Raw genomic sequence first — 24,682 nt, forward strand, 5'->3', positions numbered from 1 at the left:
TCGCGCGACCGAAGCGTCAGAGCGGCTCGGCGAGCCTGCTCGGCCCGACAGGGACCGGACACGGCATCGGCGTGACACCTTGTTCGTCACAGGCTCATCCGACCCTCAGCCGGCTTCGCGCCGCCCGCCGATCGCGTGAGCCATCTCGCTCTGTTCGCCCTCGGTGCTCCCGGTGGGCACGTCGAGACGGCGGTGGAGCGCGCTGACGGTGCGGGTCAGCAGGCCGTCCAGGCCGGACGCCGCGTCGGCGAGGCGGGTCAGGTCGCCGTCGCGTGCCGTGCGCTCGATGGCGCCCGCGCGATCCTTCACCTGCACCGCGCCGATATTGGCGCTCATCGACTTGAGGCCGTGCGCGGCGCGGGACACGGCCGGGGCATCGCCGCGGGCGAGGGCGCCTTCGAACTCCAGGAGCGCCCGAGGCGCCTGGGCGATGTAGAGGCGGAGGATGCGCGCGAGGAAGTCGCGGTCGCCGAGTTCTTCCAAATTGGCGATCGTCTGCTCGTCGAGCAGCACATCGTCCGAAATCCGCGGCGCCGGCGCCTCCGACGTCACGATCTCCGCCAGGTCGCGGAGGGGCGCGGCCTGCAGATGCTGCGCCAGCAGGCCGCCGAGCTGCGCCAGCGTGAACGGCTTGGCGAGCATGCCGTCCATCCCCGCCGCCTGCCAGGATTCGGCGCCGTCGCCGACGACATGCGCGGTCAGGGCCACGATCGGCACGCGGTCCGCCCCGTCCCGCGCCTCCCGGGCGCGGATGGCGACGGCGGCGCTGAACCCGTCCAGCACCGGCATGCTGCCATCCATCAGGACGAGATCGAAGCGATGCGCGGCGGCCGCCTCCACCGCGGCCCCACCATCCTCGACGCAGACGATGTCGTGGACGCCGAAGCGGCCGAGCGCTTCGGCCGCAACCTCGCGGTTGACGGCGCTGTCGTCGGCGAGCAGCACCCGCGCGCCGGCAAAGGAGGGCAGGGCGGAAGCAGCGCTCTCGTCGGCTGCCGGGGCCTCGAAGGCGAGGGCCGTGCCTTCGGCGAGGGCGGCCAGCAGCGGGCGCCACTCGGCCTGGGCGAGGGGCCGGCGCAGCACGGCGTCGGCGAGGCCCGCTCGCATGAGTTCGGGCCCGGAGGTGTCGCCGATCGGCACCAGGGCGATGACCCGGCCCGCACCCTCCGGGCGGCGACCGCTCGCCAGAAGCTCCGCCGCCTCGACGATCCAGTGACCCTCCCCGGATTCGGCGGGATGGAAGCCCGCGGCCTGAAGATCGGCCGTGAGCGCGGCGCGCGTCGCACCGCCGAGCGCGCCGAGGCGGAAAGCGGCGGGCAGAGCGGGTGCGCGGCGGAGGGCGGGCTCGGCGCCCTCCGCGCCCTCGACAGGGATGCGCGCCCAGAACGTCGAGCCCTCGCCGAGGCGGCTCTCGACGCCGACGCGGCCGCCCATGGCGACGATCAGGCGCTCGGCGATCGACAGCCCGAGCCCGGTGCCGCCGAAGCGGCGCGCGATCGACTGGTCGGCCTGGGTGAAGGCGGTGAAGATCCCCGACAGCCGGTCCTGCGGGATGCCGATGCCGGTGTCGGACACGGCGAGGCGCAGGACCGGACCGGACGCGTCCCGCTCCATGTCCATCCGCACCAGGACATGGCCGGTGGCGGTGAACTTGAGCGCGTTCGAGACGAAGTTGCCGAGCACCTGCCCGAGGCGCACGGGATCACCGAGGAGGGAGCGCGGCACGTCGCCGTCGATTTGCGCCGCGAGGTCGAGCCCCGCCGACCGGGCGCGTTCGGCAAACAGGGTGACGACCGTGTCGGCGACGTCGCGCGGGCTCAGGGGGATCCGCTCCACCTCGAGGCGGCCGGCCTCCACCTTCGCGAAATCGAGGATGTCGTTGATGATGGCGAGCAGGGATTGGCCGGAGCGGGCGATGACCTTGGCGTAGCGCTGCTGGCGCGGCGGCAGGTCGGCCGAGGCCAGCAGTTCCGCCATCACCAGCATGCCGTTCATCGGCGTGCGGATCTCGTGGCTCATCGTTGCGAGGAAGACGGACTTGGCCGCGTTGGCCTCGTCGGCCGATTGCTTGGCCTCGATCAGGTCGTGGGTCCGCAGCCGGATCTCTTCTTCCAGGCCCGCATTGTAGCGCGCGATCGCCCGGTCGCGCTCGTTCACGGCCCGCAAGAGGTCGTTGAAGCTCTCGGCCAGCGCGCCGACCTCGCCGCTGCCGGCCTCCGCGCGCCGGGAATAGTCGTGGCCGAGGCGCACTCCATCCATGGTCCGGGCGAGCGCCGCCAGCGGCCGGGTGACGCTGCGCTGCAGACCCATCGAGACGGCAAGCCCGAGCGCCAGGGCGAGCAATCCGGCGAGCCCCGCCGTGAGGCCGACTTCCGTGACGCGCTCGGCCAAATCGCGGTTATCCGAGACCAGGACGACGCGGCCGATGGGGCGGGCGTTCTCCAGGATCGGAACCGAGACGCGCAGTGTCCGCGTCGTCACGAGATCGAGCGGCGAGACGGAGCCCTGATCGAGATCGATGTCGTTCGAGAGGCGCAATCCGATGCCCTGCTCGGCGAGGATGTCCCCGTCGGCCCGCTCGACCGACGCGTAGACCAGGGCCTCCCCGTGGGCGATCGCCCGCAGGGTGCTCTGCGCCGCCGCCTCGTCGCCCCGGGCGGTCGCCTGCGCGGCGCTCGCGGCCAGGATCTGCGCCGTCATCCGAAGAAGATCCCGCTTGGCCGCCGCGTAGCGCTCGACCTCGCGCCAGGTCGACAGACCGGTCAGGAGGAGCAGGGCGATGGCGACGGCGCTGGCCACCGCCAGGGCCAGCCGCCCGGACAGCGAGCGGATCGGGTTCGAGAGAGGCGCGCGCACGGGCTATGTCTCGCAGCAAAGGTCTCGCGACGGGGCGGATCGGTGCTCCGGCACGGATCGCGATGGCGAGAGCGTCGTCTTGGATACTCGATCGAAGACGATGCTCTATTGGCTGATGACGAGCCGCCCCGAGATCGGGCCGACCCCCTTGGGGATCGGGACGCTCGAACGGTTGTAGTCCGCGTTGAGATAGAGGTTCGGGCCCTCGTAGAGATTGATCTGCTGGGCCACGACGACGGTATAGGCGGAGAGATCCGCCACGGGCCGCTGCGAATCGATCACGAGGCGGCCGGCCGGCAGGTAGATGGTCCCGAGCATGGTGCGGGTGTTGTCGCTGATGATGCGGTAGGTCCGCATCGGCTTGCTCGTGCCGAGCGGCGGGGGCGTCGGCCTGATGATGTCGCCGAGAAGCATGTCGACGGCCTGCACCGGATCGATCGACAGGGTAACGGAGGGGTCCTCCGCCATCAGGAGGCCCGCCATCGCACCCGTCGTCGGCGCCGACAGATCGACGGTCGTCTTCTTGTCGAAGAGAAGGCCGCTGTTGTTTCCGACGAAGTAGAAGCCGACATCCTTGCCCGTCATCGTCGCATTCTTGTCGACGATGAGCGGGCCGTCCTTCATGACGTAGATGCCGGGCCGCAGCGTGACGACGGCATTCTTCGTGATGTGCAAGCCGCCGCAATAGGTGCCGGGATCGAGGGTGAGCGGCTCCGCGATGACGTTGCTGCCCTTGCTCTTGCCGGTCAGCAGATCGGCAAGACGGAGGGTCTCAGGAAAGTTGACGCAACTCCCGACCGGCGGGGCCGGCCGGTTGCGGAGCGGGTCCTCGATGACGGGACAGCTCGTCTGCGGGTTGGGCGTGAAGTTCGCCCGGTCGTCCTTGAAGCCTCCCGCGGAGCAGATCGTCTGCGCCCGGGCGAGCGCGCCGTCGCGACCGACCATTCCCGAACGGCTTACGGAGTTCGAGTAGAGGGCGCAATCGTAGGCCGTGACCTGCGCATTGCGCTCCAGGTTGAACGCACCCGCCGCGGCGGGATCGAGCGCCAGCATGCACAGGCGCATCCGCCCCACGACGCTCGCCCGGGCGCGCGCCGCGATCGGGATCGAAGCCATGCCGACGAAGCCCCCGAACGTGAGCTTGATGACCTGTTGGGCGCGCGCCTCGACACTCGTCTTGTCGGGGGCGACAGTGACTTGGATGGAGACCGGGGCATCGGCGCCGGCTCTCGCCTCGGCCTGGATCGTCTGCGTCGTCAGGCCGACGATGGATTCGCTGCTCGACACGACCAGCTTGAGGGCGTTGCCGCCAGCCAGCACGCCGGCATCGACCGCGCTTTGCAGATTGGTGCGCGCGGAGGCGAACCGCACGTAATCGATCGCCCCTCCGACCAGGCCGATCAGGGTGGAGCCCGCCAGCGCGAAGATCACCGCGACCGAGCCGTCGCTCTGCCGGCACAGGCGCGCGAAGGGCCGCCTCCACCGGATCGTGCGCTTCGATCCTCCGTTTCCGTCCCGCGCCGCCATCGTGACTGTTGCCCTGTTGCTGGCTGCGTCCCTGCCCGAAGGGATAATTCTCCCGCGTTAATGGGATCTATTGCACAAGGACGGTGCAGTGCTCGTACGGTTTACGTACCCTTCACGACACGAAGCCTTTCCTTCGTCGCCACGGAAGGCGAACTCTCCCGATCGGCCCGACAACGCGATCGGATGATGCGGTCCGGATCAAGTGTCTCTCACGAAACTCCCGCTGCACCGTCATCGCCCGAGAGAGAAGGGTCAGGGATCGGGAGCTTTGTGAGGCACTAAGGCGGACATGGCTTTCCGCCCGGCAAGACAACCTCGGCCTGTCCATTGGTTGCGATCCCGTCGCGCACCGGCCAGGCGGCCTTGCCGGTGAAGGTCAAGCTGTTGAGAACCGGAAAGAAGGAAAACAGCGGTCGATAGGACAGCCGCGTTTCGGCCATGACGAAGCGGTCGCCTTTCGAGGCCGTCCCCGCCGGCGGCGGCCCGATATCGGAACCGACGATGCGCGCCTTGTCCCCCCGTTGGACACTGGAGCAGACCCTGGCCACGAAGTCGTTGCCCACCTTGTAGACGCCGCCCGCGGTCAGCACGATGCTGGTTCCAGCCAAGCTGTAGGGGGCGGCCACGACCTGAGCGGCCGCAAACACGTCGTTGATGTCAGCGTAATCGTTCTTGGAGGCAAGGTCGGCCATCGCGATCGTGGCCTGGGCCAGACGGTTGTTGGTCGCGATCGTCCTTGGAATCTCGATCGTTGCAATGAACAGAATCACGAGGACCGGCGCGACGAAGGCAAATTCGATGGCGCTCACACCGCCTTCGGCCCGACCGAACGCATGCATGGTCGCTGCGATGCGCCGTCCTGTCCAGAGGTGCCTCCACGACCTCATGCACACGGCTTGTCCGCATAATCCTCCGTGCGGAAGATTGCCGTCGCCGTGAGGAGTTGCTTGCCGCCGGGCATGCGCTGGCCGGTGAAGTCGAGAAAGCTGAAGGGGCGCAAGATCGGCACGGCGGCACGCAGGACATGGATGCCGCCGCCCGACGGACAGGTGAACTGCGTACCGAACCCGGCTGCCCAGTCGCCGCGGCTGACATCGTAGGCTGGCGCGATCCGCTTGATGGCGAAGGTGGTGGTCCGCACGAGATCGACCCGCATCTCATCGCATTGGTAGAGCCGGATGCCCGTGCCGCAGAGCAAACCACGCAGGTACTGCGCCGGGTCGGCGCCGTTCGCCTCCTCTTGGAACGTCCCCGTGCGGAGCAGGCGTGCCGCCCGCTGAACCGAGAGATCGAACTGCTGCTGGGCGAAAACGAAGAGCGAAGCCTCCGCGATCACCATCATCAGGACGAAGAGCGGCAAGATCACGAGCGAAAGCTCGACCGCAGCGATACCACCCACGTCGCCGATGAACCGCGACTGCAGTGTGCCCGGCGCTTGGTGGGGTCGATTGTGCGAGGCGGAGGAGGAGGGTTTCAATAACGTCGTCTTCGCTGATGCCGCCTCTGTACAGCCCCGACACCGTCGTGAAACATTTAGGCAGAGATTACGCTCGTCTGACAATGATACGACGGGACGCGTTTACGCTCCGTGAATGCGGGCAGGACGATTGCGCAAACCAATGCAGCTTCAGACACGCCAAGAGGTCATTCCGCTTGAGGCGTGACAGGAGGGGTAAAGGCGGAATCAGCTCACCGCCAGAATGCCCGTCAAACGGCCTGAGGAGTCTGTCAGCCGCCAGCCGACGCGGCTCCGGGCGGGGAGGGCGCGCGGTCTCTCGGCTGCGCGCCCGGATCCTCGGGAACCGATCTCCTGCGTGTCATGTTCTTGGGTGCCGGGCTTCACCGGCCCCCACGCAGCGGCGGATCAGGGCGTGATCGCGACCTTCAAGACGCCATCGCGCTGGTGCGCGAAGAGGTCGTAGGCCTCCTCGATCGCCTCCAGCCTGAAGCGGTGCGTGACGAGCGCGCGGGCATCGATGCGGCCGGAGGCGACGACCGACATCAGGCGGCGCATGCGCTCCTTCCCGCCGGGGCAGAGCGTGGTGATGATGGTGTGGTTGCCGAGCCCCGCCACGAAGGGGCCGAGCGGGATGCGCAGATCCTCCGAATAGACGCCGAGTGAGGCGAGCGTTCCGCCCGGGCGCAGAACGCGCAGGGCGGCCTCGAAGGTCGATTGCCGCCCCAGCGCCTCGATCGCCACGTCGACGCCCCGGCCGTCGGTGATCCGCATGATCGCATCGACCGGATCCTCCTTGGAGAAATCCACGATCTCGTCCGCGCCCATGCTGCGGGCGACCTGCTGGCGCTTGGGCACGCATTCCACGGCGATGATCCGCGTGGCGCCCATCAGCCGCGCGCCGGCCGTGGCGCAAAGACCGATCGGCCCCTGGGCGAAGACCGCGACCGTGTCGCCGATCCGCACGCCCCCGCTCTCCGCCCCGGAGAAGCCGGTCGACATGATGTCGGGACACATGAGAACCTGCTCGTCGTTCAGATCGTCCGGAACGAGGGCAAGGTTCGTCATGGCATCGGGCACGAGGAGGTATTCGGCCTGGGAGCCGTCGACGGTGTTGCCGAAACGCCAGCCGCCCATGGGCTTGAAGCCGTACTTCGTGTCCGGACCGTCCTGCGAGAGGCAGCCGCAGAGGCAGGCGGCGCTGTGCCCGGACGGCGTGATCGCGCCGGCCACCACCCGCTGGCCCTCTTGGAACCCTTGGACCGCGCTGCCGAGCCGCTCGATGATCCCGACCGGCTCGTGGCCGATCGTCAGGCCGCGCGCGACCGGGTACTCGCCCTTGAGGATGTGGATGTCGGTGCCGCAGATCGTCGTCGTGGTGATGCGAATGAGAGCATCGAGCGGCCCGATCTCGGGGACCGGCTTCTCATCCAGCACGATGCGCCCCGGCTCGACGAAGATCGCCGCCTTCATGCGCGCCGCGCGGGCTCGGTTGCGCTCGGTGATACGGGTTTCGGCCTGACCGTTCATGCCCTGTCTCCATTCAGGGCCCCCCGAACCTCAACTCGCGAGACGCCGGAAAGTTGTGCGATCGTCTTCGCGCGCCACGGCTGATTGTGCGTGTCGGCACGTCTTCCACTCGGCCGCCGACAGGCGATGCGGGGCGCCGGATCGACCCGGTGCGGATCATCGGCCGCTCGCTGTCGGATTCGGGCCCTGCTGCGCGTCTTGGCACATACGTTCGGCGCACGAAGGAGCTGGTGGGCCCGGCAGAAGAGCAATAATTCAACGAATCCAAGGCCAATTGGCATAGGTGCGGGAGAAGTGCCCCGCTGATCGGAAACGGTTATTTTCAGTCGCCCCCGCGCCTCGATTACGCAGTCCTAGCACTACTTTGGCATTCTTGCCTGAAGAGCCATGATGGAATTTCGTGTAGATTTAAACGGCGTCGGAATCCTCTGGTTTGAAGCGCCTGAGATTGCAGAATGCTTGGACTATTTTCCTGCTTGTCGCGTACATTAAGGTCAGAATACCCCTTTGCCAAAGTAGTTCTAGGTCCTTCATCTTCCTGGCCTGATCGTTCTGGAGGCCGCCGAACTCCTTGCGCCAGCGGTCAGAGCTCTGCTCGGAGATCTCCGCCTCCTTGCACGCTAGAGCGTGTTATGAACTGATAGGCAGGATTGGCGTTGTGGATCATGCCTTCTGATCGCCGCTCCTATCCGTCCGACGTGTCTGATGAAGAATGGGCACTGGTAGCGCCCTACCTCGCGCTGCTGCGGGAGGACTCAGCTCAGCGCGACCACGAGTTGCGCGAGGTGTTTAACGGGCTGCGCTACATCGTGAAGACGGGGGCGCCCTGGCGGTTCATGCCGCACGATCTGCCGCCTTGGGCGGCCGTGTATCAGCAGACGCAGCGTTGGCTGTCGGCCGACAGTTTCGCGGACGTGGCCGGCGACCTGCGGGCGGTGCTGCGGATGGCGGCGGAGCGGGAGCCGGAGCCCTCGGCGGTGATCCTCGATAGCCGGACGCTGCGCTCCTCGCCCGAGAGCGGCGAGCGGGCCGGCTATGACGGGGCCAAGCGCAAGCGGGGTGCGAAGCTGCATCTGGCCGTTGACACGCCGGGCCATGTCGTGGCGCTGCACGTGACGCCCGCCGATGTCGACGACCGGGCCGAGGTCGGCCGGCTGGCCGCCGAGGTGCAGGCGGAGACGGGCGACAGCGTCGAGTTGGCCTTTGTCGACCAGGGCTATTCCGGGCCTAAGCCCGCCGCCGCCGCGAGCGCGCACGGCATCGACTTGGAAGTGGTGAAGGCGCCTGAGGCCAAGCGCGGCTTTGTCCTGCTGCCGCGCCGATGGGTGGTGGAGCGCTCGTTTGCCTGGGCCACCCGCTGTCGGCGGCTGGTCAAAGATTACGAGCGCTACGCCAGCACGTTGGCTGGCCTGCACATGGTCGCCTTCGTCTGCCTCATGCTCCGACAAGCTGAAAAGCTTATGACAAGTGCATAACAGGCTCTAGCGACAAACTCGTGCCCTGGGCGGTCTGACACCTCGATCTGGCGCAGCTTCAGCACGACCGGCTCCGCGCTCGTCTTCTGTCCTCGCCGCATGTCCGACTCCTTCGGTCCTGGCTGATCCTCTCAATCAGCCCGGTCCGAAGCCAGCCGGTCAGGTCAAAACAGGCTCTCAGAACCAATTAATCCGCCAACCTTAGCTTTGATAATCAGTTTTAAGATTATTTGCGAAGATTTATTATATTCGATCGGGGGTGGCCGAGCTTAGGAGATCCTCTCGGAACTTTGCGTCGAGGCGCCGCATGAAGTGCTCAGCGCAGCACATGTGCTTGTGCATCTCACGGCTGACAGCATCGGCATCCTCCGCGCGTAAGGCAGTGACAAGGGCCCGGTGGCTGGCAACGTTGTGACTTCCAAAGGCTTCGTGTTCAACAAGGCTTTCGCTGCGGAACTCGACGAGGTCGCGCAGCAGGCTGTTTAGGAATCGACACATAAATACCAATAAAGGATTATCACTCGCATCACATAACATGTCGTGGAAATCGACCTCGATAAGACGGCCGATCCTGCGCTGACCGCTCGCGTTAGCGGCCTCGCACTCTGCGATATTCGCTTCCAGGCGTTGAAAGTCATGAGGCTTCAAGCGCCCGATTACGTTGATGCTGAGCGCCACCTCCAAGCTGCGGCGCAAGGCGTAGACATGGGCGAAATCAAGTTCCTGGAAGTGAAAGAAGCGGCGCAATTGTTGCGCAGCTGCCTCAATGGAGATCGGGCGGATTTCGGCGCCGCCATTCGGACCGGACTGCATCGTCACAAGGCCCTGGACCTCAAGGGCCTTCAGTGCTTCCCGGATCGTCCCCTTGGCGCAGCTATAATGCTGCATCAGGGCACGTTCGTTCGGCAGGCGATCACCCGGCAGCAAACGGTCGCGGGCGATGCGCCGGCACAGGTCCTCGGCAATCTGGTCGGAGAGTTTGATTCGGCGCATCGGCGCCAGGTTCGGCTTCATCCTCGAACCAGGCGCATTCATCGCGGATTCCAGTCCGCGTTCTGGTCCAGAGGAAAGATCGGGCGGGTGAGCTTCTCGAACGTGAACAGCGCGTAGTCGGAACTGGTCACGCCGCGGCTTGCGCACTCCACCACCGTACGGGTGAAGGGCTCGAAGACGGGTCGACAGTACATCCGCGATTTCAGGACCAGGACCCGCGCCTCGGCCGGGTTGATTCCGCAGGCGGTGAACACGCCGAGGTCCCATGGTTCGTGAGGCTGCTCGCTGACGAGGATGCGGGCCCTCCCCGTATCGATCACCGCCGCCCGGCCCATGCTGCAGCGCTGTCCCGTATAGGTCGGCCCGGTGATGCGGTATTCGCCGTCGCCGACCGCTGCCACGGTGCCGGCCACGGTAGAGGGCGACCTGGGGCCGAAACCCGGCAGGGGGACGCGATTGCCGATCTCCAGTTCGACCCGGGCGCCGACGCCGGCCGCGTGCAGGACGGAGACGGCGCGGGGGTCGCAGATCGGGCCGGCGACGATGCCGTCGATGCCGGCCTCGAGGGCGGCGGCGAGCACATCCATCACGTCGCAGGTGCCCCCCGACATGCAGTTGTCGCCGTGGTCGAGGAGAAGCACCGGGCCGTCGCCCGGCCCGGCGAGCGCGGCCTGTGCCGCTGCGATGGACTCGGCCAGGGGCGCCTCGTCATAGACGAAGCTTTCGCGGTTGCCCCAGAGCCCTGCGGCGAGGTCTCGGGCTGCCTCGTCGGCGGCCTCCTGGCTTTCCGCCGTGACCGTGACGGAGACACCGGTCTCGGCGAGATCCGCAAGGGAGAATCCACCGAAGATCGTGGCCGCCAGCACGCCGGGACGGGTCTCGGCCGTCTGGGCCGCCAGGACGGCGTCTCGCATCGGTCCCGCCACGCGGGTGTCCATGCGCAGGGTGTGGGCGAGCATCGGCGGGTGGATCCAGGCCCTGGCCGGCCGCAGCCCCTCGTCGAGCATCCGTCCGACGATGCCGGCCACGCGCTCGCCGGTCTCGGCCATGTCGACATGCGGATAGGTCTTGAAGCCTGCCAGCACGTCGCAAGTGTCGACCATCCGGCCGGTGATGTTGCCGTGAAGATCCAGGGCAACCCCGATGGGCGTGCCGGGCGCGATCTCGCGGATGCGGGCGAGAAGCTCGCCCTCGCCGTCGTCGTGGCTCTCGGTCACCATCGCCCCGTGAAGGTCAAGGAGGATGGCGTCGCAGCCGGGGCGGATCGCCTCGAGAATCGCGGCGCAGAGCGCCTCGAAGGCGGAGTCCGCCACGGGCCCGCTCGGATTTGCATGAGCCGACACCGGCACCGAAACGACTGCCCCGCGCGCCTGCGCGAACCGAATGAAGGCGCCGAGCGCCGTGGAGGCGTCCCGCCCGGCCGCCAGGGCATCAGCCCCCCAGAGCGGATTGAAGCTGGGAAGCGGGGTCGCGAGGGGCGAGAACGTGTTAGTCTCGTGGTTCACCCTGGCTGTGACGATACGCATGAACGCGCCTTCTTGAGCGGCGCATCAGGCCGCCGCGCTGCTTGTGCGGGAATCATAGTCGAGCACGGCGTCGAGGAGAACCTGTGCGCCGGCGGCGCATTCCGACGGCGTCGTCGATTCCGCCGGGTTGTGGCTGAGGCCGCCGGCGCTCGGCACGAACACCATGGTGGTCGGCACGACGCTCGCCAGATGCGCCGCGTCGTGGCCGGCGCCCGAAATGATATCGCGGGTGGCGTGCCCGCCCTTCTCGGCCGCGCGCCGCACGGAGGCGATGCAGTCGGGATCGAAGGCGACCGGGGCGGTCCGGGCAATGGGACGCAGCTGCGAGGCGAGGGACAGGTCGCCGGCGATGCGGTCGAGCGCCTCGCTCATCGCCGTCTCCATGGCGTCGAGCACGGCGTCGTCGGGGTGGCGCAGATCCACGGTGAGAAACACATGGCCGGGGATCACGTTGTGGGAGTTGGGCGTCACGCTGAGATGGCCGACCGTGCCGACGGCGTCGGGGGCATGTGCCAGGGCGACGGCCTCCACGGCCTCCACGAGCCGGGCCGCGCCGAGCAGCGCATTCCGGCGCATCGGCATCGGGGTCGAGCCGGTATGGGCGGACTGGCCCTCCAGGGCCACCTCGTACCAGCGCATGCCCTGCACGCCCTGAACGACACCCACGGCACACCCTTCCGCCTCAAGGATCGGCCCCTGCTCGATATGGAGTTCGAACATCGCGCCGAACGGCACGGAGCCCGGTGCCGCCACGCCGCGATAGCCGATGGCGTCGAGCGCTGCGCCGAAGCGGGTTCCCGCCGCGTCCTCACGGGCCTCGGCCCAGTCGCCGGTATAGATGCCCGCATAGACCCCGGAGCCGAGCATGGCGGGGGCGAAGCGCGCGCCCTCCTCGTTGGTCCAGTTCACCAGCAGCAGCGGCGCCTCGGTGACGTAGGCGGCCCCGTCCAGGGTGCGGAGCACCTCAAGCCCGGCGAGCACGCCGAGCACGCCGTCGAACCTGCCGCCGGTGGGCTGGGTGTCGAGGTGGCTGCCGAATGCGATGGGCTTCAGGTCCGGGTTCCGGCCGGGGCGCAGGGCGAACATGTTGCCCACCGCATCCACCGTGAGGGTGCAGCCGAGCGCCTCGACCTGGACCCGGAGCCAGTCGCGCACTTGGCGGTCCTCGTCGCTCAGAGTCAGGCGGGCGATGCCGCCGTCGGATGTGGCACCGATGGCGGCGGTCTCGGTCAGGGTATCCCAGAGGCGCTCGGCGTTGATGGTGAGGTTCGACATGGATGTCCTGGGTTCGCTGCTGTTCACGCCGCCTTGACGCCGAGGAAGCGGTCGCGCGCCGCCTCGTCGGCCATGAATTCGGAATTGGCGGCCGCGTAGGCGACGCGGCCGAGTTCGAGGATGTAGTGGCGGTCGGCCAGCGCGGTGCAGACGGCCAGATTCTGCTCCACCAGCAGAATCGGCACGCCCGCCGCCCGGATGGCACGGATCTGCGTCACGATCTCCTCCACGATGACGGGGGCGAGGCCCTCCACCGGCTCGTCGAGCATGAGGAGCTTCGGCCCGCTCAGGAGCGCGCGGGCGATCGACAGCATCTGCTGCTCGCCTCCCGAGAGCTGCGCGCCCCCGTTGCGGCGGCGCTCCTCCAGGCGCGGGAACATCGCGAAGATGTCCTTGCGCGCCCAGGGCGAGCCCTTGCGCTCGGCGATGGCCAGGTTCTCCTCGACGCTGAGCAAGCTGAAGATGCCGCGATCCTCCGGAACGAGGGTGAGGCCGGCCCGGGCGATGCGGTGGGCGGTCCAGCCGGCGACCTCGGTTCCCTGAAAGCGCACGCTGCCCCCGCGCGGGGTGATGAGGCCGCATATGGCCTTCAGGGTCGAGGTCTTGCCGGCGCCGTTGCGCCCGAGCAGGCAGACGATCTCGCCGTCCCGCACCTCCAGGCTGACGCCCTGGAGGATATGGCTCTTGCCGTAGAAGCCCTGGACCCCGTCCAGGCCGAGGGCGAGGGGGCCGCTCATGACACGAGGTCTCCGGTGATCATGTTGCCGAGATACGCCCGGCGCACCTCCGGGTCGTCGCGGACCCGGCCCGGCGGCCCCTCCACCAGCACGCGGCCGGCCCGCATCACCGTGACCGTGTCGGAGATGTTCATCACAATGCCCATGTTGTGCTCGATGAAGAGCACGGTGTGGTCGCGTCCGAGGTCGCGAATCAGCACCGTCATCGCCGCGATGTCGTCGATGCCCATGCCGGAGGTCGGCTCGTCGAGGAGGATGACCTTCGGCGCCGCCGCCATCGCCATCCCGACCTCGAGGCGCCGCTGCTGGCCGTGCGACAGTTCGCCGGCCGCGCGCAGGGCCACCCGTGTGAGGTCGAGGCGCTCCAGCATCGCCTCGGCCATGGCCAGCGCCGGCCGGTTGGCTTCGGCCCGGCGCCAGGGGGGCAGCGCCTGCCAGGGCGTCTTGCCCTGCGCGGCCAGCCGCAGGTTCTCGCGCACGCTCAGGGTGGGGAACAGGCTGGTGACCTGAAAGGAGCGGGCGAGGCCGAGGCGCACGCGCTCGTGGTCCGACGTGCGGGTGATGTCCCGGCCGCCCAACGTGATGCGCCCGCCCGAGGGCGCGATCCGGCCGGTCAGCGCGTGGAACAGGGTGGTCTTGCCGGCCCCGTTCGGCCCGATGATCGAGTGGACGCTGTTCTCGGCGATGCGAAGGGTTACGTCTTGCAGGGCGACGAAACTGCCGTAGCGGACGCCGAGCGCTTCGGTGGCGAGGAGGGGCGCGCTCATCGGGCGACCTCCGGTGCGTGGGCGACGGGGGGGTTCGTTCCGACCGGCCGGGCCGGGTCGTCGGGCGGGGGCGCCCGCGTCACCAGGGCGATGGCGCGCTCGATCAGGCCCCAGAGGCCGCGCTGGAGGAACAGCGTGATGACGATGAGCAGGAGGCCGAGGGCAAGGAGCCAGCGCGGCCAGATCGCCGAGAGGGCGTCGGCGGCCAGCAGATAGGCCCCGGCGCCGAGCAGCGAGGCGAACAGATTCGCGCTGCCGCCGATGATCGTCATGATCAGCAAGGTCTCGCTGGTGTGGTAGTCGATGTTGGAGAGCGGCGCGACGCCGATCAACATCGCGTGGAGCGCGCCGGCAAACGCGGTGACCGCGCCCGAGATCGCGAAGGCCGCGACCTTGAAGGCCCGCACCGGGTAGCCGATGGCGCCTGCCCGTGCCTCGTTGTCGCGAATGGCGAGCAGGGTTCGGCCGAAGGTCGACAACGCCACCCGCTGGAGTGCTGCGAAGAGGACGAGAAAGAGCACCGCGACATAGGCGTAGTAGGTCCACGGATCGGTCAGGCGCGTGCCGACCAGGGTCGGGCGCGGGATGTCGAGGAAGCCGTTGTCGCCCCCCGTGATGCCGCTGAACGTGTAGGCCAGGAAGTAGAACATCTGCGAAAAGGCCAGCGTCAGCATCACGAAGTAGACGCCCTGGCGGCGGATCGAGACCCAGCCCACCACCGCCGCCACGAGGGCGCCCACCCCCAGCGAAACCGCCAGCATCACGGGGGCCGGTAGCCCGGCCCGGACGAGGCCGAGGCCGGCGACATAGCTGCCGATCCCGAAGAAGATGCCCTGGCCGAAGGAGAGGAGGCCGGTATAGCCGAGCAGCAGGTTGCAGGCGGCGACCGCCAGCCCGAAGATCAGGATCTCGCTGGCGAGGGTGCCCGAGCGCATGACGAGCGGCAGGATCAGCACTGCGGCAGTCGCGAGGCCGAACTGGACAAGGGGCCGGTCGAGGATGGGGATCATGACAGATTTCTCCTCAGGCCCGGCCGAGCAGGCCGCGCGGCATCGCCATGATGATGCCGGCCATGCCAAGATAGATCACGAGGCGCGCGCCCTCGGGCCAGAGCGTCGCCATCAAGCTCTGAGCGACGCCCACCAGGATGCCGGCGGCGAGCGCCCCCGCGTAGCTGCCCATCCCGCCGATCACCACCACCACGAAGGCGATCCCGAGCGCCTCGACGCCCATGAAGGGCTCGACGCCCCGCATCGGGGCCGCGAGCGCACCGGCGAGCCCGGCGAGCCCCGCACCGAGGGCGAAGATGGCCGTGTTGATGCTCAACGTATCGTAGCCGAGCAGCGCCATGTTCTGCGGCGATTCTGAGCCGGCCCGTACGATGGCCCCGAGGCGCGTCCGATCCAGGAGCCACCACAGGGCGGCGGCGAGAATCGCCGTGAAGCCGATCACGAAGAGCCGGTACTGGGGATAGATGAAGTCGCCGAGGATCATGACGCCGCTCAGTTCGTCGGGCGCCGCCACGTTGCCGCCGAGCGGCCCCCAGACGATGATGACGAACTCCTGCACCACGAGGGCGAGCCCGACCGTCACGAGGATGTGGAAGGTATGAGGCAGCTTGTAGACCCGGCGCAGGAGCAGCCGTTCCGTCACTCCGGCAAGTGCCGCGACGATCACGGCCGCCAAAGGCATCGCTACCCAGAAACTCAGACCCCGCTCGACCCCTTCGTAGGCCAGATAGGCGCCGAGCAGGTAGAATGCCCCGTGAGCGAAGTTCACGAATTGCAGCAACCCGAAGATGATGCTCAATCCTACCGCCAGCAGGAAATAAAGCATCCCGAGGCCGATGCCGTTCAGGATCTGAAAGAGATAGGTCACGCAAGGTCCTAATGTTTGGACTTCAGCACTCACCCTTGCTGCATCTTGCAGCCGGCAGATTCGGGAGAAAGGAAGGACTTGCCGGCGGTCACGACGTCGGCAAAGTCGTCCTTATCCTTCATTGCGGACTTCGCCTTGCCTTTCAGCAGGTAGTAGTCCTTGATGATCTGGTGATCGGCGGCACGAATCTCCTCATGCCCCGTCAATCCGGAATAGCCGAGGCCCTCCAGAGCTTTGATGACGGCAGGGCTTTCCGCGGAGCCGGCCTTCGCGACGGCGTCGAGAAGCAGCTTGGTGATCTGGTAGGAGCCGGCGAAGGAGTAGTTCGGCGTCATCTTCGCGCTTTCACGGAGCTTTGACACCAACTCCTTGTTGAGGGGCGAATCGATGCCGTGCCAGTACTGCACTCCGAAGTAGACCCCCTCGCACAGATCTGCCCCCAGAGCCTCGAATTGCTCCAGGCCCGAAGCCCAGGCCAGCACAATGGTCATGCGCTTCTTGAGGCCGAAGCTGACGGCCTGACGGAGCGCATCCGAGGATTGCGAACCGAAATTGAGAAGCAGCAGCACGTCGGGCTTGGCCGCGATGGCATTGGTCAGGTAGCCGCTGAATTCCTTCTCGGCCAGCGAGTGGTAGCTGTTGCCGACATGCTCGATGCCCTTCTCCTGGAACACCACCTTGGCGGCGCTCAGCAGGCCCTCGCCGAACACGTATTGCGGCGTGATGGTGTACCAGCGCTTGGCCTGCGGCATCTGCTCGATCAGCGGCCGCACGGTCTGCGCGATGGCCCCGAAGGTCGGCACGCTCCAGCGGAAGGTGCCGCGGTTGCAGTCCGAACCGGTGATCTCGTCCGCCCCCGCCGTGGTGATGAAGACGCCGTCCGACTTCGTCGCTTCCTTGCCCATCACCAGGGCTTCCGACGATAGGATGCCGCCGGCGAACAGACGCGTCCCCTGCGCCATGGCCTCCTGCAGCTTGCGAGCGGCCGGTGCCGGCTTGCCCTCGGTGTCGATGTCCGTGACCACGATCTTGCGCCCGAGCGCCGCGGCAGCCTCCCGGGCGGCAAACGCGGCGCCGAGGGACGCGAATTTGCCGTTGGCGGCGAAAGCTCCGGAGATGGGCAGCGGTGCCCCGATGACGAGAGGCCCATCGGCCGCGCGGGCACTTCGCAGCAAACCAGGAAGCGTGACGCCGGAAACGGCGCCGGCACCGACAACCAAGGAACCCTTGAGAAACGCGCGACGATCTTGCATCCCACCGCCCTCGAACGCTGAATGTCAGCAAACGATCATAACTATACGCATAGAATGATGTTCGCCTCATTCCGTCAAGCGGGGGGGGCTATGTATGGCACGTCAGTCGTATGAAATTTGAGCGATTGCTGTGATTTCAGGCGTGACTGCCTTTGTCGGCGGCAAATCCGAAAAACTCCGCGTCAAAACAGATATAGCATCCGCTCTGATCAATACAATGCGGGCGTTCCGATTTGCGCCCGAGCCGAACTGCCGTGCTACGGTCGCGGCAGCCGAAGGCAGCATCGCCTCATCCACTCCGGGATCAGAGGTGCCGGGAAGTTCGAAGTGGTTCGTATTGCTTCAGAGCGTCTCACAATACTCCCGACCACGGCCGGCTCTCGACTTCGGCGCCACGGTGTAGCAGGCGCTTTTCCGATTGACGCTTAGAACCGTATCCGAATTGATTGCATCAGGTCGGCGTCTTTAGCCTCTTGCTTCGACGCACTTTATTCCGCCGAACCGGCATCCACTTCGTCGGAAAGCGATCTAAAGCATCACCCTGAATATAAGATCAAGGACGATGCTTCAGTCTCTTTTTTTCGCGTCATCTTTTTCCGAAAGCCGGCAACCACCTTTCGGGACGATGCCTCTAGAACGTTGGCGGCGTGCAAGCACTGACCACCTCGCAGGCGACCGGACCGACGCAGCGGAAGCGGTGAGGACGGCGGCTCTCGAAGAAGTAGGCGTCGCCGGGACCGAGAATCCGGCGCTCGTCGTCCACGAACACCTCGAGCCGGCCCGATAGGATGATGCCGCCCTCCTCGCCCTCATGGACGAGGGGCACCCGGCCCGTATCGGCGCCGGGTTCGTAACGTTCCTTGAGGATCTGCAGCGATCGCCCGAACAACGTATCGCCGACCTGACGGTAGGAGATCGGTCCCTTGCCGATCTCGGTGAGTTCGTCGGCCCGGTAGAAGGCCTTGCGCGGGCTCTCCGGCTCGACCGCGAAAAACTCGGACAAGCCGATGGGGACGCCGTCGAGGATGCGCTTCAGGGCACCGACGGAAGGGTTCACCCCGTTCGACTCGATGAGGGAGATCGTCGAGTTCGGCACACCCGTGCGCTTGGCGAGGGCGCGTTGCGAGAGGCCGTGAAGGCCGCGCACGTAACGCAGCCGTGCACCAAGATCGATGCTCATTGAAACCTCACCGAGCCGCAGCGGCGTTAGAGATGTTCAGGATTTGCAAACATCTCTCATGGCGATCCAAGCTTTTCAAGGACATGGCGCGGCAAAGAAAAGGACTTGTTCGCGATGCGCGATCGGTGCTGTTTTCCGGCCCATCGACGTCAACCCGAAGGATTGCCATGGACCCGCACACAGCCGCGAACTCACCGAGCCTTGACGCCTACTGGATGCCGTTCACAGCCAATCGCCAGTTCAAGGCGGCACCCCGGATGCTCGCCTCCGCCAAGGACATGCACTACACGGCCACAGACGGGCGCAGCGTTCTCGACGGAACCGCCGGCCTCTGGTGCGTCAATGCCGGACACGGACGCCAGGACATCGCCTCGGCGGTGGAGCGCCAACTCACCACCCTCGATTTCGCGCCCTCGTTCCAGATGGGGCACCCCGCCGCCTTTGACTTCGCCGAGCGACTGGCCGCCATCGCGCCGGGCGGCCCCGAAGCGAAGCTCGACCGGGTGTTCTTTACCGGTTCGGGGTCGGAATCCGTCGATACCGCCCTCAAGATCGCGCTCGCCTACCAGCGCGCCATCGGCCAGGGCACGCGCACCAAACTGATCGGGCGCGAGCGCGGCTATCACGGGGTCGGCTTCGGCGGCATCTCGGTGGGCGGCCTCGTCAACAACCGTCGCGTCTTTCCGCTTCTGCCGGGCGTCGATCACCTGCGCCACACCCACGACCTGGAGCGCAATGCCTTCACCCATGGCCTGCCGGAGCATGGGGCGGACCTCGCGGACGACCTCGAGCGCCTCGTCGCCCTTCACGGGGCCGAGACCATCGCAGCCTGCATCGTCGAGCCCGTCGCCGGCTCCACGGGCGTGCTTCTGCCGCCCAAGGGCTATCTCGAGCGTCTGCGGGCGATCTGCGACCGGCATGGAATCCTGCTGATCTTCGACGAGGTCATCACCGGGTTCGGCCGCCTCGGCACGCCCTTCGCCACGGATTACTTCGGCGTCGTTCCCGACCTCGTCACCACCGCCAAGGGCCTCACGAACGGCGCCCTGCCGATGGGCGCCGTGTTCTGTGCGCGGGCGGTGCACGATGCGCTGATGCACGGCCCCGAGGCGGTGATCGAGCTGTTTCACGGCTATACCTATTCGGGTCATCCCGTGGCCTGCGCCGCCGGCCTCGCCACCCTCGACATCTACGAGCGGGAAGGCCTGCTGACGCGCGCCGCCGAGCTTGCGGACGCGTGGGCCGGCACGATGCATGGCCTGCGCGCCGCCGGCCACGTCATCGACATCCGCACCATCGGCCTCGTCGCCGGAATCGAACTGGCGCCCCGGCCCGGTGCGCCGGGCGCACGGGCCTACGACGTCTTCGTCGATTGCTTCGAACGCGGCCTGCTCATCCGCGTCACGGGCGACATCATCGCCCTGTCGCCGCCGTTGATCGTGGACCCCGAGCAAATCGACACGATGGCGTCGATTCTCGGCGATGCCATCGCCCGCGCCGCCTGATCTTTCGTCTGTTTCTACCCTTCGAGGATTCTTCGATGACCACTGCGATCAACCACTACATCGGCGGGAGAACCGTCGCCGGCACCAGCGGGCGCAGCGCCCCCGTCTTCAACCCCGCCACGGGCGAGGAGACCGGTCGCGTCGCCCTCGCCGACACGGCGGACGTGAACGCCGCGGTGGCGTCGGCCAAGGCCGCCGCCCCCGGCTGGGCGAAGACCACACCCCTGCGCCGCGCCCGCATCCTCAACGCCTTCCTGCGGATCGCCGAGGATCGCATCGACGAGCTCGCCGCCCTCATCACCGCCGAGCACGGCAAGGTGCTCTCGGACGCCAAGGGCGAGATCCAGCGCGGGCTCGAGGTGGTGGAGTTCGCGACCGCCGCGCCGCAACTCCTCAAGGGCGAGGTGACGGAGAACGTCGGCACCCGCGTCGACAGCCACTCCCTGCGCCAGCCGCTCGGCGTGGTCGCCGGCATCACGCCGTTCAACTTCCCCGTCATGGTGCCGATGTGGATGTTTCCCGTGGCGCTCGCCTGCGGCAACTGCTTCGTCCTGAAGCCTTCCGAGCGCGACCCGTCCCCCGCCCTGCTGGTGGCCGCCTGGCTCAAGGAGGCGGGCCTGCCCGACGGCGTGTTCAACGTGGTCCACGGCGACAAGGCGGCGGTGGACGCCCTCCTGCACCATCCCGACATCGCCGCCGTCAGCTTCGTCGGCTCGACCCCGATCGCCCGCTACATCTACGCCACGGCCACCGCCCAGGGTAAGCGCGCCCAGTGCCTCGGCGGCGCCAAGAACCACATGATCATCATGCCCGACGCCGACCTCGACCAGGCGGTGGACGCCCTGATGGGCGCGGCCTACGGCTCGGCCGGCGAGCGCTGCATGGCGATCTCGGTGGCGGTGCCGGTCGGCGAGCGGACCGCCGACGCACTGATCGAGCGGCTGATCCCGAAGGTGCGCGCCCTCAAGGTCGGCCCCGGCACCGACCCGGACTCCGAGATGGGTCCGCTGGTGACACGCCAGCACTACGAGAAGGTGCGCGGCTACATCGACCGGGGCGTGGCCGAGGGCGCAGAGCTCCTGGTCGACGGGCGCGACCTCAAGCTCCAGGGTTACGAGGCGGGCTACTTCGTCGGCGGCTCGCTGTTCGACCGGGTGACGCCCGACATGACGATCTACAAGGAGGAGATCTTCGGCCCCGTCCTCGCCGTCACCCGGGCACCCGACTACGCCACCGCCGCGCGCCTCATCAACGAACACGAGTTCGGCAACGGCACCGCGATCTTCACCCGCGACGGCGACGCGGCGCGCGAATTCGCCCACGCGATCGAGGTCGGCATGGTCGGCATCAACGTGCCGATCCCGGTGCCGATGGCCTTCCACTCCTTCGGCGGCTGGAAGGCCTCGCTCTTCGGCGACCACCACATGCACGGCCCCGAGGGCGTGCGCTTCTACACCCGGCTCAAGACCATCACGACCCGCTGGCCGACCGGCATCCGCGCCGGCGCCGACTTCGTCATGCCGACGATGAGCTGAAGGCGGGTCGGTCATCGAGAACAGGGCGGGCTGCGGAAGATCGGAGCCCGCGAATGCGATCGGCCGGCTGTCGCGACATCGTCAGCCGGCCGATCGAAGCAAAATCATGCGTTCGGTGCGCCCCGCACCTGGATCATCGGGGCTGATCGTCTCATCAAGCTCGTTCATGGGCATGTCTGAGGCGATAGAGCATCGTCCCGAAAGGTGGTTGCCGGCTTTCGGGAAAAAAGCATCGTCCTGGATCAGGTATCCAGGACGATGCTTTGACCTGACGACCATGCCGCGAGAATGCGCCATGGCACGCATCCCCCGGGCAGCCCTCGCAACGCTGCGGACATCGCGTGCTCGGCCATCGCGCCCAAGACCCGTACTCGCTCGACCCGAGCGCCGTCCGTGCGCCGAAGGGTCTGTCGTAGAGGACGCCACGGCCGAACGTTGCCGCGGCCTGCCCCGCCCGCGATGGCTCGCGGAGTTCCGCCACGTTCTCCCGTCTGCTCGAAACCCGGCTTGGGCTCGCATCCGACGGAGCGTGCCTTCGAGCATCATCCCGAAAGGTGGCTGCAGACTTTCGGAAAAGGATGATGCAAAAACAAGAGGATAGAGCATCGTCCTGGATCCTGTATCCAGGACGATGCTCTATCGCTCAGGCGAGAGAGCCCGAACTCCTCGGGCCCGACGCAATGACGTCCGTGGGCCGTCATACGGCCCTGGCGTAGCGGGCCAGGGCGAAGTCGGCGGCCGGGATCGGCGGGGCGCTGCCCGAGACCACGTCGGCGAGCATGCGGCCGGAGCCGCAGGCCATGGTCCAGCCCAAGGTACCGTGACCGGTATTGGTGAAGAGGTTGGCGAACCGTGTCGGACCAACGATCGGCGTGCCGTCCGGTGTCATCGGCCGCAGGCCCGTCCAGAACGTGCCCGCCGTCGGATCGCCACCCCCCGGGAACAGATCGCGGACCGAGCGCTCAAGGGTCGCCCGGCGGGGTCCCCGCAGGGTGTGGCTGAAGCCCGCGAGTTCGGCCGTGCCGCCAACCCGGATGCGGTCGCCCAGGCGCGTGATCCCGACCTTGAAGGTCTCATCCATCACCGTCGAGACGGGAGCCCCCTCGGGGTCCATGACAGGCAGCGTCAGGGAATAGCCCTTCACCGGATAGACCGGGAGGTCGATCCCGAGGGGCCGCAGCAGCATCGGCGTGTAGCTGCCCATGGCGGCGACGTAGGCGTCGGCGGTGAGCACCTCGCCCGTAGCGGTGACGATCCCCGTGACGGACCCGCCGGCGTCGCGCAGGCCGGCGATGGCCGTGCCGTAGCGGAAGGTGACGCCGAGCTTCTCGCAGAGTGCGGCGAGGGAGGTCGTGAAGAGGTAGGCGTCCCCGGTCTCGTCGGCGGGCAGCCGCAGGCCTCCGACGATGGTTGCGCCAACCCTCGCCAGAGCCGGTTCGGCCCGGATGCAGCCGGCGACATCGAGAACCTCGTAGGGGACCCCGTAGGCGTCGAGCACCGCCGTGTCATTGCCGACCTGATCGAGCTGCTTGGCCGTACGGAAGATCTGGAGCGTGCCCTTCTCGCGGTGGTCGTAGGCGATGCCGGTCTCGGCCCTGAGTTCGCGCAAGGCATCGCGGCTGAACTCGGCGAGGCGGACCATCCGGCCCTTGTTGCGGGCGTAGGCCTCCTCCGTGCAGTTCGCCAGCATCCGCGCGAGCCAGCCGTAGAGCCGCGGCTCCACCCGGGGCCACATCACCAGGGGCCGATGGCGCATCATCAGCCATTTCAGCGCCTTGACCGGGATGCCGGGCGCGGCCCAGGGCGCCGAGTAGCCCGGGGAGATCTGGCCCGCATTGGCGAAGCTGGTCTCCAGGCCGGCGCCGGGCTGGCGATCCAGAACCGTCACCTGATGGCCGGCGCGGGCGAGGTAATAGGCCGAGGTGACGCCGACGACGCCGCCTCCGAGGATCATGACGTGCATGGATGAGGCCCTCAGGCGTCGCGATAGTGGCGGTGGAAGCGATGGCCGAGGCTCGTGAGAACCTCGTACCCGATCGTGCCGGCGGCGTCGGCCACGGCATCGAGGCTGCGCGCCCGGCCGACGACCTCGATCCAGCTTCCCGGGGCGACGGCGCCGGGGGGGGCATCCGTCGCGTCGATCACGATGCTGTCCATCGAGACGCGGCCCAGGATGGGCAGGCGGTGGCCGTCCTGCCAGACCTCGCCGCGGCCCGAGGCGCTGCGCAGGAAGCCGTCCGCATAGCCGATGGCCACCGTGGCCAAGCGGCTGTCGCGCGCGACGCGGGCCGTGTGGCCGTAGCCCACCGCGGTCCCGGCCGGTACCTGCCGGACCTGCATCACGCGCGCCGCGAGGCCGACGACGGGCCGCATGGGGTTGGGGCGCCCGGCCTGGGGGGCGATCCCGTAGAGGGCGGCTCCCGGCCGGATGAGATCGTAATGGAAGTCCGCGCTCAGGAATGTGCCGGAGGAGGCCGCGAGGCTCGCAGGGACCCCGGGCAGGCGGGTGCGGAAGGCGTCGAACACCGTCCGCTGCGCGGCATTCGCCGGATCGTCCGGTCGGTCGGCGCAGGCGAGATGGCTCATCACAAGGCGCAGGTCGAGGCCGTCGAACCCGCCCGTGTCGAGGCAGGCGGCGGCCTCGTCCGGGGAGAAGCCGAACCGGGCCATGCCGCTGTCGATCTGCAGGATCGCCGGCAGGCGTCGTCCGAGCCGGGACGCGAGGGCACACCAGGCGGCTCGCTGCCCGTCGTCGTTCAGGACCGGCGTGAGATCGTGCGCATGGCACTCCCCCTCGGTGCCGGACGGAAGGCCGTGCAGGATCGAGATCCCGGGGGCCGGTCCGAGAATCCTGCGCAACGCGAGGCCCTCCTCGGCATGGGCGACGAAGAAGGAGCGGCAGCCCGCCCGCGCCAGGGCGGGGGCGACGCGTTCGATCCCCAGACCGTAGGCATCCGCCTTGACAACGGCGGCGCACGCCGCCCGCGCAGCCATGGCCCGCAGGGCGCAGTAGTTGGCGGCGAGCGCCGCGAGGTCGACCGTCAGGACGGCGCTGGCCGTCGCCGGTACGGGAGGTCCAGCGGACGCGATGGGAGCGGTGCGGGCGAGGGCAGGCAAGGCGTCCGTCCGGAACGGGTTGTGGATACGGTTACTCTACCGCATGATTCATCGAATTTCTCGTCAAACCGT

At 67.7% G+C, this 24,682-nt stretch carries 20 protein-coding genes; 3 read left to right on the forward strand and 17 right to left on the reverse strand.

The features are described 5' to 3' along the window. Positions 1-105: 105 nt before the first annotated feature. The 5 genes from Y590_RS17015 to Y590_RS17035 all read right to left on the reverse strand — a co-directional run bounded on the left by Y590_RS17015 (position 106) and on the right by Y590_RS17035 (position 7,369). A complete protein-coding gene (locus tag Y590_RS17015) occupies positions 106-2,856 on the reverse strand; it encodes a hybrid sensor histidine kinase/response regulator (protein WP_060770887.1) in 2,751 nt (916 codons plus the stop codon). Between the two features lie 105 nt (positions 2,857-2,961). Further along, positions 2,962-4,383, reverse strand: coding sequence for a TadE/TadG family type IV pilus assembly protein (locus Y590_RS17020; RefSeq protein ID WP_083530891.1), 1,422 nt, complete (start codon positions 4,381-4,383; stop codon positions 2,962-2,964). A 278-nt stretch (positions 4,384-4,661) separates the two neighbouring features. Next, the gene (locus Y590_RS17025; protein ID WP_060770888.1) at positions 4,662-5,270 is read right to left on the reverse strand and encodes a TadE/TadG family type IV pilus assembly protein; all 609 of its coding nucleotides are present in this window, start codon (positions 5,268-5,270) and stop codon (positions 4,662-4,664) included. Then, on the reverse strand, positions 5,267-5,806 hold the full coding sequence (locus Y590_RS17030; protein WP_201026796.1) for a TadE/TadG family type IV pilus assembly protein: 540 nt from the start codon (positions 5,804-5,806) through the stop codon (positions 5,267-5,269). The genes Y590_RS17025 and Y590_RS17030 overlap by 4 nt, the downstream gene beginning before the upstream one ends. 441 nt (positions 5,807-6,247) lie before the next feature. Further along, complete coding sequence (locus tag Y590_RS17035) at positions 6,248-7,369, reverse strand: NAD(P)-dependent alcohol dehydrogenase (protein ID WP_060770889.1); 1,122 nt, start codon at positions 7,367-7,369, stop codon at positions 6,248-6,250. A gap of 665 nt (positions 7,370-8,034) precedes the next feature. On the opposite strand from Y590_RS17035, the gene Y590_RS17040 reads away from it, so the two are divergent. Continuing rightward, entirely contained in the window at positions 8,035-8,844 is an 810-nt protein-coding gene (locus tag Y590_RS17040; RefSeq protein ID WP_060772089.1) for an IS5 family transposase, read from the forward strand. Positions 8,845-9,087: 243 nt separating this feature from the next. On the opposite strand, the gene Y590_RS17045 is transcribed toward Y590_RS17040, so the two are convergent. From Y590_RS17045 to Y590_RS17085, 9 genes are all read right to left on the reverse strand, one after another. After that, the gene (locus Y590_RS17045; RefSeq protein ID WP_060770890.1) at positions 9,088-9,858 is read right to left on the reverse strand and encodes a FadR/GntR family transcriptional regulator; all 771 of its coding nucleotides are present in this window, start codon (positions 9,856-9,858) and stop codon (positions 9,088-9,090) included. Between the two features lie 17 nt (positions 9,859-9,875). Beyond that, positions 9,876-11,363: a M81 family metallopeptidase gene (locus Y590_RS17050; RefSeq protein WP_060770891.1), complete on the reverse strand. Its 1,488-nt coding sequence runs from the start codon at positions 11,361-11,363 to the stop codon at positions 9,876-9,878. 24 nt (positions 11,364-11,387) lie between these two features. After that, positions 11,388-12,638: a M20 family metallo-hydrolase gene (locus tag Y590_RS17055; RefSeq protein WP_060770892.1), complete on the reverse strand. Its 1,251-nt coding sequence runs from the start codon at positions 12,636-12,638 to the stop codon at positions 11,388-11,390. A 23-nt stretch (positions 12,639-12,661) separates the two neighbouring features. After that, positions 12,662-13,375, reverse strand: a complete 714-nt coding sequence (locus tag Y590_RS17060; protein ID WP_060770893.1) for an ABC transporter ATP-binding protein — start codon at positions 13,373-13,375, stop codon at positions 12,662-12,664. Further along, positions 13,372-14,142 (reverse strand): ABC transporter ATP-binding protein, encoded by a 771-nt coding sequence (locus Y590_RS17065; protein WP_060770894.1) that lies wholly within the window; start codon positions 14,140-14,142, stop codon positions 13,372-13,374. The genes Y590_RS17060 and Y590_RS17065 overlap by 4 nt, the downstream gene beginning before the upstream one ends. Further along, positions 14,139-15,152, reverse strand: coding sequence for a branched-chain amino acid ABC transporter permease (locus Y590_RS17070; protein ID WP_060770895.1), 1,014 nt, complete (start codon positions 15,150-15,152; stop codon positions 14,139-14,141). The genes Y590_RS17065 and Y590_RS17070 overlap by 4 nt, the downstream gene beginning before the upstream one ends. Before the next feature lie 13 nt (positions 15,153-15,165). Next, complete coding sequence (locus Y590_RS17075) at positions 15,166-16,020, reverse strand: branched-chain amino acid ABC transporter permease (RefSeq protein ID WP_083530893.1); 855 nt, start codon at positions 16,018-16,020, stop codon at positions 15,166-15,168. 29 nt (positions 16,021-16,049) lie between these two features. Continuing rightward, positions 16,050-17,195, reverse strand: a complete 1,146-nt coding sequence (locus Y590_RS17080) for an ABC transporter substrate-binding protein (protein ID WP_286161764.1) — start codon at positions 17,193-17,195, stop codon at positions 16,050-16,052. A gap of 709 nt (positions 17,196-17,904) precedes the next feature. Further along, the gene (locus tag Y590_RS17085; protein ID WP_060770897.1) at positions 17,905-18,453 is read right to left on the reverse strand and encodes a cupin domain-containing protein; all 549 of its coding nucleotides are present in this window, start codon (positions 18,451-18,453) and stop codon (positions 17,905-17,907) included. 167 nt (positions 18,454-18,620) lie between these two features. Between Y590_RS17085 and aptA the strand changes: the two genes are divergently transcribed. Continuing rightward, a complete protein-coding gene (aptA, locus tag Y590_RS17090; protein WP_060770898.1) occupies positions 18,621-19,958 on the forward strand; it encodes an omega-aminotransferase AptA in 1,338 nt (445 codons plus the stop codon). A gap of 35 nt (positions 19,959-19,993) precedes the next feature. Further along, the gene (locus Y590_RS17095) at positions 19,994-21,493 is read left to right on the forward strand and encodes a CoA-acylating methylmalonate-semialdehyde dehydrogenase (RefSeq protein WP_060770899.1); all 1,500 of its coding nucleotides are present in this window, start codon (positions 19,994-19,996) and stop codon (positions 21,491-21,493) included. A gap of 81 nt (positions 21,494-21,574) precedes the next feature. Here Y590_RS17095 and Y590_RS26515 read toward each other — a convergent pair whose 3' ends face one another. From Y590_RS26515 to alr, 3 genes are all read right to left on the reverse strand, one after another. Then, positions 21,575-21,790, reverse strand: a complete 216-nt coding sequence (locus Y590_RS26515; RefSeq protein WP_144439989.1) for a hypothetical protein — start codon at positions 21,788-21,790, stop codon at positions 21,575-21,577. 400 nt (positions 21,791-22,190) lie between these two features. Then, a complete protein-coding gene (locus Y590_RS17100; protein WP_060770900.1) occupies positions 22,191-23,456 on the reverse strand; it encodes a D-amino acid dehydrogenase in 1,266 nt (421 codons plus the stop codon). Positions 23,457-23,467: 11 nt separating this feature from the next. Continuing rightward, complete coding sequence (gene alr / locus Y590_RS17105; protein WP_286161765.1) at positions 23,468-24,610, reverse strand: alanine racemase; 1,143 nt, start codon at positions 24,608-24,610, stop codon at positions 23,468-23,470. Positions 24,611-24,682: the final 72 nt, after the last annotated feature.

The sequence above is a fragment of the Methylobacterium sp. AMS5 genome, from assembly GCF_001542815.1.
Taxonomy (GTDB): Bacteria; Pseudomonadota; Alphaproteobacteria; order Rhizobiales; family Beijerinckiaceae; genus Methylobacterium.